13 protein-coding genes are annotated in these 15,741 nt (G+C 40.4%); 10 read left to right on the forward strand and 3 right to left on the reverse strand.

Annotated features, from left to right (window positions below):
* Positions 1-525: 525 nt before the first annotated feature.
* The 3 genes from PCIT_RS19400 to PCIT_RS19410 all read left to right on the forward strand — a co-directional run bounded on the left by PCIT_RS19400 (position 526) and on the right by PCIT_RS19410 (position 3,196).
* Positions 526-993 (forward strand): hypothetical protein, encoded by a 468-nt coding sequence (locus PCIT_RS19400; protein WP_010362097.1) that lies wholly within the window; start codon positions 526-528, stop codon positions 991-993.
* Positions 994-1,106: 113 nt separating this feature from the next.
* The gene (locus PCIT_RS19405) at positions 1,107-1,490 is read left to right on the forward strand and encodes a nuclear transport factor 2 family protein (RefSeq protein WP_010362098.1); all 384 of its coding nucleotides are present in this window, start codon (positions 1,107-1,109) and stop codon (positions 1,488-1,490) included.
* A 473-nt stretch (positions 1,491-1,963) separates the two neighbouring features.
* Positions 1,964-3,196: a hypothetical protein gene (locus PCIT_RS19410; RefSeq protein WP_010362099.1), complete on the forward strand. Its 1,233-nt coding sequence runs from the start codon at positions 1,964-1,966 to the stop codon at positions 3,194-3,196.
* Between the two features lie 276 nt (positions 3,197-3,472).
* Here the strand turns inward: PCIT_RS19410 and hmpA are convergent, their stop codons facing one another.
* The 3 genes from hmpA to PCIT_RS19425 are packed head-to-tail and all read right to left on the reverse strand — an operon-like array spanning position 3,473 to position 6,095.
* A complete protein-coding gene (hmpA, locus tag PCIT_RS19415) occupies positions 3,473-4,630 on the reverse strand; it encodes an NO-inducible flavohemoprotein (protein WP_010362100.1) in 1,158 nt (385 codons plus the stop codon).
* Between the two features lie 23 nt (positions 4,631-4,653).
* Positions 4,654-5,871: an NnrS family protein gene (locus PCIT_RS19420; protein ID WP_010362101.1), complete on the reverse strand. Its 1,218-nt coding sequence runs from the start codon at positions 5,869-5,871 to the stop codon at positions 4,654-4,656.
* Positions 5,871-6,095, reverse strand: a complete 225-nt coding sequence (locus PCIT_RS19425) for a hypothetical protein (RefSeq protein WP_010362102.1) — start codon at positions 6,093-6,095, stop codon at positions 5,871-5,873. Before PCIT_RS19425 ends, PCIT_RS19420 begins: the two co-directional genes overlap by 1 nt.
* A 160-nt stretch (positions 6,096-6,255) precedes the next feature.
* On the opposite strand from PCIT_RS19425, the gene norR reads away from it, so the two are divergent.
* The 7 genes from norR (at position 6,256) to PCIT_RS19460 (ending at position 15,528) form a co-directional block, all read left to right on the forward strand.
* Positions 6,256-7,818, forward strand: coding sequence for a nitric oxide reductase transcriptional regulator NorR (gene norR, locus PCIT_RS19430; RefSeq protein WP_010362103.1), 1,563 nt, complete (start codon positions 6,256-6,258; stop codon positions 7,816-7,818).
* A 238-nt stretch (positions 7,819-8,056) separates the two neighbouring features.
* The gene (gene bfr / locus PCIT_RS19435; RefSeq protein WP_010362104.1) at positions 8,057-8,527 is read left to right on the forward strand and encodes a bacterioferritin; all 471 of its coding nucleotides are present in this window, start codon (positions 8,057-8,059) and stop codon (positions 8,525-8,527) included.
* A gap of 3 nt (positions 8,528-8,530) precedes the next feature.
* A complete protein-coding gene (gene bfr / locus PCIT_RS19440; protein ID WP_010362105.1) occupies positions 8,531-9,016 on the forward strand; it encodes a bacterioferritin in 486 nt (161 codons plus the stop codon).
* 413 nt (positions 9,017-9,429) lie between these two features.
* A complete protein-coding gene (locus tag PCIT_RS19445) occupies positions 9,430-10,011 on the forward strand; it encodes a TetR/AcrR family transcriptional regulator (RefSeq protein WP_010362106.1) in 582 nt (193 codons plus the stop codon).
* A gap of 15 nt (positions 10,012-10,026) precedes the next feature.
* Positions 10,027-10,878: an alpha/beta fold hydrolase gene (locus PCIT_RS19450; protein ID WP_010362107.1), complete on the forward strand. Its 852-nt coding sequence runs from the start codon at positions 10,027-10,029 to the stop codon at positions 10,876-10,878.
* Between the two features lie 85 nt (positions 10,879-10,963).
* Positions 10,964-12,214, forward strand: coding sequence for an ABC transporter substrate-binding protein (locus PCIT_RS19455; protein ID WP_010362108.1), 1,251 nt, complete (start codon positions 10,964-10,966; stop codon positions 12,212-12,214).
* Positions 12,211-15,528, forward strand: a complete 3,318-nt coding sequence (locus PCIT_RS19460; RefSeq protein ID WP_010362109.1) for a PAS domain-containing hybrid sensor histidine kinase/response regulator — start codon at positions 12,211-12,213, stop codon at positions 15,526-15,528. Before PCIT_RS19455 ends, PCIT_RS19460 begins: the two co-directional genes overlap by 4 nt.
* The last annotated feature ends 213 nt before the right edge of the window (positions 15,529-15,741 follow it).

The raw sequence follows: 15,741 nt of genomic DNA on the forward strand, positions 1-15,741 counted from the left end.
ATTTTTTTTTAGAGGGAGGTTCTAAGTAGTATAATCAGCTATGTTTTTATTTGGTTTTTTTGATAGGCCTCTCTACCCTGTTATTTTAAATAATTAACCCTCCCATAGTTAGTGCGTTAAAAAATAGAATAGTACCATTTTACAATAGGAAAATACTAAATTTACGAAGTGCCTGGTTTTTAAATAGCTATTTAAACAGCGTGCTAGGGGGTGGCCAGTTGCTATGATTTTAAAATTTTAGGTGTTGTTGGTTAAATGCTTATCAAAGGTAATGTTAAATATTTCGATGAGGAAAGGTGGGGCAAATACTTAATTTTTATTTGAATGGTTAAATGACTACTATCGTTGGTGTAATGGGTACATTAAATGTGTGATTATAATTTGCGCATTGAATGTGTAATTATAATGGGTACATTAAGTGCGTGATTATAATGGGTGTATCAATTTTGTTGCTTGAATGGGTACGTTAATGCTGTTCATTATGGTATCTTGTTGTTTTATTAGTAAGTGATTGATGGTTTATTCATGGAGAACAGATTTATTACGGTTATTGCTTTAATGGTTTTTCTATCTGGATGTGCGCAAAGAACGCTTAATATTAGTGATGAAAAGGGTGTGGTTGTCGGTGAATGTGTCGCTGGGTTTGATTGGCATTTTTATGGCTTAGATGACTCTATTGATTACATGCTTTATGAGTGTGCAAAAAACGCTTTGGCAAAAGGGTTCACAATCGATGAGCCACGGTTATTAACTCTGGACTTTTCTCTCCCTCAATTGCCCAAAGGTCTCTCATGGAATAAAAAGAGGGCGATGGCTCAGTTTCATGAAGGAAACATAACCGAAAGAAAGTTAGGTTATATTTTAGCAAGTATAGAAAACGATTATACGAAGGTCGCTTGGGCTATTGAAGATGACTTGGCCAGTGGTAACATCACTGAGCAGCAGTACAAAGTAATAATAGAGCAGGCTAAACGTGTGTGGCTTGGAGAATAATGCAGACCGTGTATTGTTAACGTTAGCTCACCCTTATAGTGTGTGTAAATTGGGCCTGTAATGGATTCGGATGATGATAGACTTAAGCGACTTATTAAAATTAAGAGTAAACCATGAGTAATAATAACGGTACACAGATGTCAGATATAGAAGTAGCGACCCAAGAAGTGGTTGACCGTCAACTTGAAGCTTATAATAACCGAGATATTGCGGCATTTGCTGCGACCTATCATGATGATGTTGAAATTCATGAATTCCCTGGTGGGTTGCGCTTTAAAGGTAAAGAGACGTTAATAACTACCTATGGCCCCAAGTTTGCCAGCTTAAAACGTTTACATGCAGTGTCGCTCACCCGTATTATAAATAACAATATACTGGTTGATCATGAACTGGCTGAGTCGTGCAGTGAAGATCCTAAGGTAGTTGACCGCAGTATACGCGTTATCGCATCTTATGAAGTGATCGATGGCTTGATAAAGCGCGTGGTCTTTATGTAATCCATATCTTCGCCTAAATGGGTAAGTTATGTTTATTCGATATGAACAGGTAATTCAGTTTGCTTCTTCTCGCTTGGCTCACAGGTAAACAGTCAATATCTCAGATTTTAACTGCTCGGTGTTCAGCGTTTGAGCAGTTAAACTTAAAAGTGAAAAAAATCAGTAATGTGATATTTTTCGCTCCGGCCTCCCACAGCATTTAACGACAACTGTACAGTACATTAACAGTGGTTGCTTATACCGCTGATCTCTCGTCATTTTCTAGCTTAGAAATTGCTGAAAGATGGTGTTTGTAATGAACGCTAACTTACAGAATAACTGCAATATCATCACAAATTTAATCTCCTTTAAACTTACATAAACAGTTCTATTACAAGCATCGACACTATGCAAAAAGTGCTTATTTGTACCGAATGCTATTGTAAGCTAACCTTGCGCACCTTTTTGTGTCTACCCTCTGGAAATTCAATTTAATGTCACGCAGTACACGTTATATGGCTCGGCTAATTAGCGCTTCTTTTCTCTGTTCATCTTCTGTTTATGCTACAGCATCTGAGCTTGACTCCCTTAAGCTACAAATCGAACAGCTAGAAAAACAAGTGTCAAATATCAAAACCAAAGAAACTGGTTTGAATAAAGGCTCACCAGAAGGCATTCATGTTGGAGGCGCGATACGGTTTAATTACAGTATGACCTCTTATGATGACGATGCTGAAAACCGCGGTGGTGATATTGATTTTGATTTGGTGCGCTTCAATTTCTCTGGTGATGTGGCAGACATTGGCATTAATGCTGAGATTCGCTTTTTAGATTATATGCGTGTTGTTAAATATGCCTATATTGATCATGAGTTTGCGTCAAACTGGGAAGCTCAACTTGGACTAGCACCAGTGCCATTTGGTAACACGCCACATGGCTCACACTCTTATTTTATGAGTCCGAATTATTTTGTCGGTCTTGAAGAGGATTATGATTTAGGGCTGGTGTTCAATCGACAATTGCATGATAACTGGCGGCTTGACCTTGGTTTTTTTAAAAATGATGATCACGGTGGCATAGACGGTGGGGCGCAAGACCGAGAAGACAGGTATTCAGTCGACATAATGGGTGCTCGTTCAAAAAATGAGGGGGTATTTGATGCGCCAAACCAAAAGCTCGCGGAATATAATACCTTTATTGGGCGCTATGCCTACCAGTTTGATCATCAATTTGCTAACACACAAGTTGGATTTTCAATGCTCCATGGCGGCTTGCACAATGGGATAACCAGCGAAGGTGATTACCAGGCATGGGCGGTGCATGTGTCGAGCCAAATTAAGCAATGGCACTTGCACTTTCAGCATACACAATATGAGTATCAATTAGGTGATGTGCAGCAAATCGCCATTGGTGCGAATGCAATGTACGACACCATTTCCGCGGGTGCATCGTCTACTAATTTTGGTATTGCGTATGATCTTAAAATGAAGATTGGTCTGATCACCGAGCTTAAGTTGTATAATGATTTTGGTATTGTTTATGATAAGGTCGATGAGACCAGTAATACGTGGATGAATATAACGGGTGCCTCGGTATCTGCGGGCGCGGTGTTTGCGTATATCGATTTAGTGCATGCGAAAAACCAACCATTTGTTGGTGGATCAATTGCAGGCAACAGTGATGATTTTGAACGACGCTTTAATATCAATATTGGCTATTATTTCTAATTAAAATTGTGCATATTAAATAAAAGTAGAAAGCCGCCTTAGTTTATTGAGGCGGCTTTTTTTGTATTAACTAATTAATCTCAGGTTTGGATAAGGGTTTTGGAATAGAAAATGTTTTGAAAACAAACTTACATACAATCCAATGATGATATTTTGCTCAATATCAAGGCGCTTTTATGCAGTAATAGCGGGCTATTACAAATGAAAGCAACGCCGAGAGTGAGCAAAATAGCTTTATTGGGCAAATTCGCTTATCCAGAGTTGAGGTTAAATAGTTTATAGAGACTCATGTGGCCCAAATACTTCATATAAAATGCGGGCTTGTGCAACCCCCAGTGACAGTAACTGGGCTTTCATTGCCGCCATAAAGGGGGTTGGGCCGCACAAATAAAACTCTCCATTAGTGAGAGGTAATGTGAGCGGAGTTAAATCAATACGGCCCTGATGATATTGACTTGGACCTTGTTCGTACCATATGTCTGCTTCAATATTGGGGGTGCTGTTTGTAAGCGTATTAACACGGTTTGCAAAGCTGTGCTCGGTACTATCGATACACGCGTGGAGAAACTGCGTTTTTACGCCAGGTTTTGACGCAGCAATAGACTCTAGCATAGCCATCATTGGGGTAATGCCGACACCGGCACTGATGAGCACTTTGGGTGAATCGGTTTGTTGCAGCATGAAGTCACCTGCTGGTGGGCTGAGTTTGACAATATCTCCAACGTTTAAGCTGTGCATATGACCAGAGACCAACCCTTGTTGTTTTACGCTTATGCGATAGCCATTACTTTGTTGAACGCCAGAGAGTGAATATTGGCGTATTTGTATGTTGTTACATCCTTTGGGTTTAACATGTACGCTAATATATTGTCCTGCTTGAAAGCCAACCACTGGTTTGTTATCGGCTGAACGTAGATAAAAGCTTTTTACTTTGGCTGACTCTTGCACAATCTCATCAATCACGAAGTCCCTGGTGTTGCGCCACCCGCCTTGCTTACTTTCAGTGGTTTTATAAATGCCTTCTTCTTGTGTAATAAATACATCAGCTAGCAATGCATAAGCTTCACGCCAAGCTTGCTCTATATCAGGAGTAAACTCATTCGGTGCCAGCTCTTTCAGGGTTTCAATAAGGTGTGTTCCCACAATGTCATAATGGTGTGGCTGAATGTTTAAACTGGCATGTTTATGATTGATCCGTTCAACGGCAGCAGCAAGCACAGGTAAGTTATCAATGTGTGTCGCGTAAGCCGCCAAAGCGTTAAATAAGGCAAACTGTTGCTTTTTGCTTTGTTGATTACTCATGTTAAAAATATCATTCAGTTCAGGGTTATGCGTAAACATGCGATCATAAAAGTGTGCAGTGACAGCAGTACCAGCTTGAGAAAGTAAAGGAATTGTACTTTTAACAAGTGCAATGGTGTTGTTTGATAACATTGAATTCTCCAATAGGAAATAGATTAACCACGACGCCCGTCAACACGTTTTTGTGTTAAGACGCTAAAATAAGAAATACTGAATAGGATAAAAGCAGCAGCCCAGAGCACTGCGCTGCATAACCACGCTAAAGGTGGGCCAATGAAATACGGTAAAAAAGCACGTATCGCCGCACCACAAGCAAGGAGCATAAAAGCGACAGACATAGCGTGGCTAACATTCAGTGCTCGACCGGTATGACCCAGTGAAACGCGTGCGATCATGGCTAAAATAGTTAAGCCAATTCCGCCTAACGTAATAAGGTGAAGCGCATCGGTAAAGTTAATTACAGGAAGAAAAAAGCTGAGTCCGCAAAATAATAATCCGATAGCAGCAAGCAGATAGCCCAGGTGTAAAGACCAAAGTAGCGGGACATGGCGTATATTGAGGTCAAACCACAGTCCGCTGCGTAGCAAATGAATTGTAGCGCCAAGCACGATGAGGTAGCCTGGATTGAGTGCCACATTGAACAATTGACTTAATGCAAACCCGCACATACCCAACACGCTAAAAACGAGTAGCGCTTTATCGAGACGAGGTGTATGTACTTGATGTGCTAGTGTGAGCCCTCTGGCGGTAAAAAAGGGGATAACTCGACCCCCGACTATGCCAATTAACAGCATAAACCCAAGCACGGCAAGTTGACTGAAAGTGCGTGCACTGGCAAATTGGCCTTGGGAGCTTAGTACTAAAAACAGTAGGTTAAAAACACACAAAGCGGTTAAAATTGCGATAAATAGGTAGTTTTTCTTTGATTTCGCACCGATCAACATGTTACTCAAGCACCCAATCGACGCTAACCAAAAGGCCAATTGTCCGAGGATAACTGCGGGCAGGTATTGCGGCTGCATAACAAAAATAATGCGAGTGGCTGCCCAAATAAGCACTAGTGCCATTAGCTTTGCACCAGACAGCGTGGGGATACTGGTCCAGGTTTGTGCTGCGGTGAGTAAAAAACCAACGGCAATAGCGCTCGTAAAGGCGAATATCATTTCATGGGCATGCCATAGCGTAGCAGGGAAAGTTGCTTGCCATTGAAAGTGGCCGCTCAGCACCATAGCCCACACAATAATTGCGATGATACTCCAGACGCTGGCAAGTAAGAAAAAGGGTCGAAAAGGCATCATAAATACAGGCCACTGAGCAATTTGATACCATTTGTATTGCGCTAAAACTGGCTCTTCTAGGTTTATCGGCCGCATTAACGCACCTCCATATTGAGATGGTACTGGCAAACGCAGCGCAGCACATAACTCAACTTGAATAGTCCTGCGAGTACAATGCTACTGATGTGGCTGGCGACTTGTGCTGGTAAGCTAAGGTGATGCGCCAGCGGGTAACTCATAAGTACACTGACAATAAAAAGTAATAAAAAAGTAGCAAGTGCCGTATTGGAATAATATAAGTGTTGATGCGATAAGGTCATAAAATTCACCTGACTATGAGTATGTTAATTCTGTTATTGCAGGGGCTATGCCAAATTAAATTTTTATATTAATCAGTTGCTTAGTTTTTATCGCTTTACGGTTAGAGTCACTTTGACCTATTATTTATATGTTTAAAAATAGCAAAAAGGTCAATATGACATGGATCAAAGAGCGCTCTCGCAACTTTTAACATTTAGCGCGTTGTTAACTAAAGCGTTGCCGAAGCATACAGAGCAAAACTTGAATCAGTTTTATAGTGGAGCAGTACAAGCTCTGAAAACATGCGTGAGTGCAGATGCGGTTGCGCTGTTGCTGCACCAAAACGGGGCTCTGGTGCCAGTGGCAATTGAGGGGTTGACTCGAGAGGCCTTTGGTAGGCGCTTTGTGATAAACGATCATCCTCGCTTATTTACAATAAGTGAGAGCAGCAAGCCGGTTATTTTTGATGAAAATAGCACTTTGCCGGATCCATATGACGGTTTGTTGTTAGCACAAGAAGGGGATATTCCCGTGCATGCTTGTATGGGCATACCCCTCTACCATCAGCAAGAGCTGCAAGGCGTGTTAACGTTAGACAGCTTAACTCCTGGAGTATTTAAGCAATACTCTATGCCATTTCTGCAAACCATTAACGATATTTTTGCTGAGCATTTAACTGTGGCACTTAATTGTGAAAAATTGCTGCGTAAGGCCCGCCATGGCGATGCTTTAGTCTCGGAGCTAAGCCAAACAAGCCATGAAATGGTTGGTGACAGTGCACTCATGGCTTCGCTAAAAAGTGATATTGAGCTAGTCGCAAGCTCTGATTTTACCGTATTAGTCTTAGGTGAAACTGGGACGGGAAAGGAATTAGTTGCACGGAACATTCATGGCGCTTCGCGCCGTGCAAAACAAGTATTTGTGCAGGTTAATTGTGCATCATTACCGGAAAACTTGGCTGAAAGTGAGTTTTTTGGCCATCGTAAGGGATCATTTACCGGCGCTGACAAACACCGAGATGGTAAATTTTTATTGGCTGATGGGGGCACTTTATTTCTTGATGAAATAGGAGAGCTGCCATTACATATTCAAAGTAAATTATTACGGGTGCTACAAAGTGGAGAGATTCAGCCTGTAGGCGCTGATAGTACTCAGCAGGTAAATGTACGTATTGTTGCTGCGACAAATCGAGATTTAAAAGCTGAGGTTGAAGCTGGCCGGTTTCGTGCCGATTTGTATCATAGGCTAAGTGTATACCCTCTGTTAGTGCCTCCGTTAAGAGCCAGAGGCCATGATATTCCCCTTTTAGCGGGCTTTTTTATTGAACAAGTACGAAAAAAACTCGGGATCATGCAGCTTACTTTGAGCACGCAATTACAAGATACACTGTGCAAGTACGATTGGCCGGGCAACATTCGAGAGCTGGAGCATGTGATCAGTCGCAGTGCACTCAAAGCAAAGCAAGCACAGTGGCAGCAAAAGATTGTCAGAATTGAATTGGAACATAGTGAGCTAAACCCAGAATATGACACGATAACCCCAAAAGCCACGACTCAAGTGATGAATGACTATGATGTTCCTTTTAAAGAATTAGTTGATAATTTTCAAAAGTTACACATTATTGAAACGCTTAAAAGGCACCAACTTAATTGGGCTGCGACAGCGCGAGCATTACAAATGGATAGAGCAAATCTTGTTCGGTTGGCTAAGCGTTTGGGAATAGAAATTACTAAAAACTTATAATCCTCTGAATTATATCGGCTTTTTATATTGTTGGTGGTTGCCTATCGAAGATATAAAACATTACGAAAAAGGTATTGGTATTAGTACTCGTATTAGCAATGAAAATAAGTCTCAATAATGTTATAAGTTGTTTATTTTAAAAGAATATATTAAAAAAACTATTAGTTTTAAATTATCTTGATTCGTACATATTTTGGACTAGGGTTAGAGGGCAAGTAACTTTTAACTAGGGGGCCCTATGCAGGGTAACAAGAAAGTCCTTACAGTATTAAACCAAATGCTGACGTTTGAACTGACTTCGATTAATCAGTATTTTCTTCATGCTCGTATGTATAAGAACTGGGGCTTAGAAGAATTAAATGAAAAAGCCTATAAGAAATCAATTAAAGACATGAAGCAGGCAGATGAACTGATTGAACGCATTTTGTTCTTAGAAGGTCTACCAAATTTACAGCATTTAGAAAAGCTGCGCATTGGTGAGCATACAGAAGAGATGCTTGCGTGTGATATGGCATTTGAGCTTGAGCAGGTACCTGCGCTAAAAGATGCCATTGCATTATGCGAGGCCGAACAAGACTTTATTAGCCGAGATTTATTGGAAGATTTACTTGAGTATGAAGAAGAGTATGTCGATTGGTTAGAAACACAACAGTTCTTGATTAAAAATACAGGTATTGAGAACTACCTACAATCACAAATTGAGGAGTAACGTATGCAAGGCAGTAAAAAGATTATTGACCTATTAAATAAGCAGCTGACCTTAGAGTTAACCTCAATGGATCAGTACTTGGCACATTCTAAAATGTATGAAGATTGGGGATTAGAAAAGCTGGGTGAGAAGCTCGCTCATGAGTTTGATGAAGAACTAGATCATGCTAAAGCGATCATAGAGCGCATTTTGTTTTTAGAGGGGGAGCCTGACACTGCATCACGGGATCCTATCAATGTTGGCGACAACGTGAAGCAAATGCTGGAAAATGACTTAGCGGCTGAAATGACGGTGGCTGCGAGCTTAGTCAACCTCATTACAGAGTGTGAAAAAGAGAAAGATTATGTGACGCGAGAAATCTTAGAGACATTACTCGACGATACAGAAACTGATCATATCTATTGGTTAGAGCAACACTTAGGACTTATCAAACTAATAGGGCTACAAAACTACATTCAAAGCCAGATGAATGGCGGTGCAGCCACTTAGGTAAAGCAAAAATGATTGCCAAAGGCTGCACCTGCAGCCTTTTTGTTTTTTAACCTTAACTTTGATTTTAGTCGAGGCGCAAGCACCTTGCGTTTACTCAATTGCAATAAGTACCTCTAATTTATGCTGAGCTACTGCTACGTACACCATTATTATTTGCCCAATCGTCATTTATTTTCGATTTATTAACCTGCTTACTGCTTACTGCTTACTGCTTACTGCTTACTGCTTACTGCTTACTGCTTACTGCTTACTGCTTACTGCTTACTGCTTACTGCTGCTTACTACTAATAAAAAACGAGCTTCGTATTGTATGACTATGAGGCTTATACACATTATTTTTATGGGAATTGGTTGTAATTTGCAAAGTTAGCTATATTATAAAAACGAACGTTCGTACTTTTTTGGTGTGTATGAAAAAAGGAAAACAAACAAAGCAGCAAATCCTAGCGACAGCGCTCAATGTTGCTACGGCTACTAGCTTAAATGACTTAACAATTGGTGGCCTTGCATCCATAGCTGGTATGTCTAAGTCGGGTCTATTTAGCCACTTTAACTCCAAAGAAAACCTGCAATTAGAAGTGCTTGAGTACGCTCAAACGATTTTTATTGATGAAGTGATAGCACCGGTAAATTCGGTGAAGCCTGCTTTAGATAGGTTATTATTTACGATGGACTATTGGTTAGATTGGTATCAGTCACAAGGCAATAGTTGTATTTTTGTTGCAGCCTCAGTGGAGTTTGATGAGCAACCTGGTGCGGTGAGAGATCTAGTGAAAAAGCTTTTACAGCAATGGCTTGTGTACTTAACTGGGATGGTTGAGCAGGCCATTAATGAAGGGGCAATGTGTGGCGATGCAGAACAGATTGTTTTTGAACTGTATTCTTTATACCTAGGCTCTCAACACATGGGGTGGGTTGGTTTTGAAGATGATCAACATTCACGTTTTAAAACGGCTTTAGATTCACTAATTAGTCGCCATCAACAAATTTAATGAGAAGAGTCAGCAATGAGCAGTAAAATATATTTTTCAGAACAAGAGAATGGTCGTAGTACAAGGTTTTATATGGTTCAGGCAATATCAAGAATAGCCAATAAAATCGCCCCAAAGATCACACTCAAATATACTCAGAAACTACTTATGACGCCTGTGCGTCACAATAGTAAACAGCCGGTTCCTCCGTATTTTAATTCTGAAACGATAGAAAGCTCGCTTGGCAACATACATGTGATTAGTGCTGGCGAAGGCCCTGTTGTTTTATTTACTCATGGTTGGTCTGGCAGTGCGAGTCAATTTTACCCCTTGATGGAATATATTGCTCAGCTTGGCTTTAAAGTGGTGGCATTTGATCACTATGGACATGGGAAAAGTGCGGGGAACCAAGCCAATTTACCCAAATTTATTCGTGCATTAGAAGCCGTATTATCATCGCTGCCCGGTCCGACGAAAGCAATTGTTAGTCACTCTATGGCAACTATTGCGGCATTAAACTTAGGTGCTCACACCACGCAACATATATTAATTGCCCCTCCATTTGATTTTTATACTGGATTCAAATCGAGAATTTTGTCCACGGGGATATCTGAGTCTTTATTTACTGGAGTTCTAGCGTCAATAGAGCATAAACATAAAATGGAATTTAAGACTTTACTACCAGAACAACATGTAGGTAATCATGAAAAGATCAGTATTATTCATGATAAAGAAGACAAATTTGCGGAGCATGATTTGGCTTATCAACAGGCTCAGTTACATGAACATGTAACCATTGTATCTACACAAGGGTTAGGGCATGGGCGAATACTCAAATCCCCTCAGGTATTTGAGCTAGTGGCAAAGCAATTAACCAAGGTTATCTAAATAAATTTACTTTACGGACTCTACAATTAGGCTGAACTAAGCTATTTTTAAGTATTGAAAATATACAGCTAATTATGGACTATGAATGACAAAATCAACGCTGTGGCTAGTGTTATTGGCAGTGCTATTAAGCTCTTACTTTGTTGTGGCGGAGCCCGACAAAAAAATAAGAATTTATCACGATTCAGATTATTCCAACCACAATGAGTCTGCGTTAGCTATGAAAATGGGCTTTATGACAGCGCTTGCGCACGTAGATCATAAGGTACAAGGGTTCAATATTGAATTTGTTGAAAAGGACCATAGAGGCAATAGTAACCGCAGTCTGTTGCACATGCGTCAATTTTTGAAAGATCCTGAGGCATTGTTAGTATTAGGGGGGTTACATTCACCGCCTTATATCAAAAACCGTACCTATATTAATGAAAGTGAAATTTTGCTACTCGTTCCTTGGGCCGCTGGTGGCCCAATTACACGTTACCCAAACGAGAGTAACTGGGTATTTCGTGTATCAATTGATGATACGAAAGCAGGCTATAAAATGGCTAATTTTGCGGTCGATAAATTGGCATGTAAAACTCCTCATATGTTACTTGAACGCACGCCATGGGGCGAGTCAAATGAAAAGACAATGCGTAAGGCATTGTCAAATAGGTCATTTAACAAAGAAGAGCTAAAAGTCACGTGGTTTAATTGGAATACGCAACTCAATCGTAGCAAAATCATTTTGCGAGATATTGTTAACTCACCTGCGGACTGTATTTTATTCGTTGGTAATGCAATTGAAGGCCAGTACTTTGTTAATGCGATGGCGAGTTTACCTAAAAATCTTAGATTGCCAATTGTAAGCCACTGGGGGATCACAGGGGGCAACTTCTATCATGAGGTTAAGAACCAACTTGAGTCGCATGTTTCATTAAACTTTATACAAAGCTGTTTTTCATTTAAACATAACCCACTGACAGATGAGGCAATGCAGGTAATCAAAGAAGCAAAAGCGTTGTTTCCTGAACATGCATTAGACTTAAAAACTTTAAGCGCGCCAGCGGGGTTTATTCATAGTTATGATTTTGGAAAAATATTGATAGCAGCGCTGCGGCAGACACCTTTAACGGGAAATATGAAGCAAGATCGCAAAAGATTAAAATCCGCGTTAGAAAACTTACAACAGCCAGTTAATGGATTAATTAAAACGTATAAAACCCCCTTCTCTCAATGGGAAAAAACTAACCCTGATGCGCATGAGGCACTTGGCCTTGATGATATTTGTATGGCGAGCTTTGATAAATGGGGTGGAATTGATGTACTCCCAAATGTTTTACAAGAGTCGCGATGAATATGCAGAATGAGATTCAAAAGAAACTAAAATTAAGCTCAGACAAAGCGTTTTATGCTTTTTTAGCGTCTAGTTTGCTGATATCTCTCATTGTAAGTATTTTGCTTGTCGGCAGTCGAGCTGACGATACTGTTCGGGTATTGCAACAACAATCAAGCAAAGTTGAAGCCCAACTTGCCGCAAGTTACCTAAAGCAGTTTTTAGAAACCCGTCAACAAATTTTGCAAGATTTAGCGCGCCATCCAATTTTAACAAATGGCGTCATGGGGACTGATTTATCTAAGGCTTCGCTTTCTGACTTCTTAAATGACTATAAAATTCTTGGTGAGAAAGAATCGATTAGGTTGATCAATATTCTTGGTGATGTGGTGTATAGCAATACGCCAACGCAGTTGGGACCATTAGCTCAAATGCAATGGTTGTCTCTGGTGTTGGATGAACAAATTAGCCATGCAATTATTCTAGATAAAACACCGCGGAGCTATTTTTTTAAAGTACTGGTGCCGGTTCAATATAATGGTTTTACTGAGGGGGCATTACTTGTTGAGTTTCAAAGAAGCTTACATGAAATGTTGACGATTGCACTTGATAATAAAATGCACGCGATCAGCATTAAGGGTCCATGGGTGTCGTTTTCAAGTATGGAACAGGGGCAGGAGTACATAAGTGCAGGTTTACAGGAAATTGGTGAAACTGGGATAAAGTTTGAGTACTTTACTCATGTTGATTTTATTGACGATAAGGTGTGGGCATTTATGGCCGACATAGGCTGGGCAATTGTGATCAGTCTACTATTGTCTTCTGGATTACTGCTGATATTTGGCCGCCAATTACTACTCAACCCTTTTAAACAGCTAGAAAAAGCCCAACAGGATACCGTAGAGAGTGAAGCCCGTTATAAATTAGCGATGAAAGGCAGTCATGATGGGCTATGGGATTGGAATGTGCTTACAGGCGAAGTGTATTACGCCCCAAGATACCGGCAATTACTCGGTTATGACGATGATGATGTAGAGAGCTTTCCTAATCACTTTTCAAGCTTGGAAATGCATTTACACCCAAATGATAAAGAAAGAGTGCTTGAGCAGTTAAATCGTCATATTGCGCACGGAGACCCGTATGATGTTGGCTATAAATTACGTCACGCAACAGGGGAGTATAGGCACTACCGGGCAAAGGGGATTGCACTTCGTGATGAATATGGGCAAGCAATTCGCATGGCTGGATCATTAACCGACATTACGGAACAAAAGTTATTTCAAGAAGCACTAAAAAAAGCCAAAGAACATAATGATTTACTGGCACAAGCAATTGAGTCATGCAATGTCGGTATTTGTATTTCAGATGCGACGAAAGATGAGCACCCGTTAGTGTTTATAAACAGTGCTTTTACGCGTATCACGGGCTATGACAAACGCGTATTAGGAAAGAACTGTAGGTTTTTGCAAGGGAAAGATACTTCTAAGGACGCTGTTGCCGAGATTCGAAGCGCACTTTCACAGCGGAAAAAGCATCGAGTAGAAATTCTTAATTATAAAGCAGATGGCACGGCATTTTGGAATAGTTTACAGATCTCTCCGGTATTTGATGAGGGAGGTGCTTTAACTGCATTTGTTGGTATTCAGCAAGATATTAGTGACCGAATTGAGTCTCAACAAGCGTTAATTGAGGCGAAAGCGATGGCTGAAAATGCCAGTATTGCAAAAAGTGAGTTTTTAGCCTCAATGAGTCATGAGATCCGAACGCCTATGAATGGGGTGCTCGGCATGTTGAATTTACTTTTAAATAGCAGTTTAACCGATGAGCAACACCATCGAGCACGTGTCGCGATGGGCAGTGCTAATTCGTTACTAACGCTCATCAATGATATTTTAGACTTCTCCAAAGTTGATGCTGGAAAGTTAGAGCTTGAGTATTTAGATTTCGATTTACGTGGAATGTTGGGTGAATTTGCTGAGTCTGCGGCAATACAAGCGCATGAGAAACAACTTGAATTGATTTTAAATATGACCGATATCAATGAGTCGGTTGTTAAAGGAGATCCTGGGCGATTGAGACAAATACTGACAAATTTAGTCAGTAATGCCATTAAGTTTACCAATGAAGGAGAAGTGGTCATTGAAACGAGCCTAACAGACTCCGATGATACGCACTGGCTGTTTGAGTGTATTATTCGAGATACAGGTATTGGTATTTCGCATGTTCAGCAAAGGAAGTTGTTTAAGTCTTTTTCACAAGTTGATGCGTCTACCACCAGAAAGTATGGCGGGACGGGGCTGGGGTTAGCCATTGTCAAAAAGCTGTGTGAACTGATGCACGGAGATGTTTCTGTAAATAGTGATGTTGGGCGCGGTAGCCAATTTACTTTTGCGGTTAAGCTACAGAAAAGTGCGGGCTCGCTACAGGTGATCCCAAGTGTAGACGTATCAAAATTACATTTGCTTATCGTTGATGATAATGACACCAACCGAGAAGTGCTGCGTGGACAATTAGAGCATTGGGGTGCTCAGGTGTCAGAGGCCGCATCTGGGGTGCAAGCTCTTGCTATTTGTGAATTGTATTATGAAGAACATAACAGGTGTTTTGACATTACTTTTCTTGATATGCAGATGCCAAACATGGACGGTGCGCAGTTAGGTAAAGCACTATTAGCGAATCAAAGGTTTAAGAATATGAAGCTGGTAATGATGACCTCTATGGGTCATCAAGGTGATGCTCGATTTTTTGCTGATTTGGGCTTTTCGGGGTACTTTCCAAAACCGGCTACCACATCAGATTTATTTGATGCACTAGCGATTGTGACTGAAAATGGTGAAGCATTAGCAAAAGCCGAACCGCTGGTAACAACGCATTATATTAAAACACTTAAACATAAAGTAGGCGCTGAGATTGGTGATGTTGAGTGGTGTCAATCAGTCAGGATTCTATTAGCTGAGGATAATCAAGTGAATCAAATTGTGGCAACCAGTATGTTTAAGAAAATGGGAATATCATTTATTGATGTTGCTGCAAATGGCAAAGAAGTGATTTCTTATTTAAAACAAGCCCAACATTCAGAGCCTTATAAAGTCATTTTTATGGATTGTCAAATGCCTGAAATGGATGGCTATGAAGCGACGCATGCAATACGGCAAGGGAAAGCGGGAGCTCTTTATAAGGAAATCCCTATTATTGCTATGACGGCTAATGCCATGGTGGGTGACAAAAATAAATGCCTTGAAGCGGGTATGGATGATTATGTGGCCAAACCAATTGTGCCTGAAGTGTTATATGAAAAAATGTTAACGTGGTTACCGCACAATAATAAGGAGTGATAGGTAATATAAACTATATATCGTTGTCATTTTTTATGGCGTTATGTTATTTAAGCTTATTAAACGAGGCAATGAAATTTATTCTTTGCTTCAATGTTATGTCTTTATTTTAATCACAACGGTGATATTTAATAGTGAATACACAGTCTTTACTATAGCAAGGTTCAACACCTGTATTACAGTCATGACGGCTTGTTGGGGGGATTATTGGGG

Source organism: Pseudoalteromonas citrea (genome assembly GCF_000238375.3).
GTDB classification, from domain to species: domain Bacteria; phylum Pseudomonadota; class Gammaproteobacteria; order Enterobacterales; family Alteromonadaceae; genus Pseudoalteromonas; species Pseudoalteromonas citrea.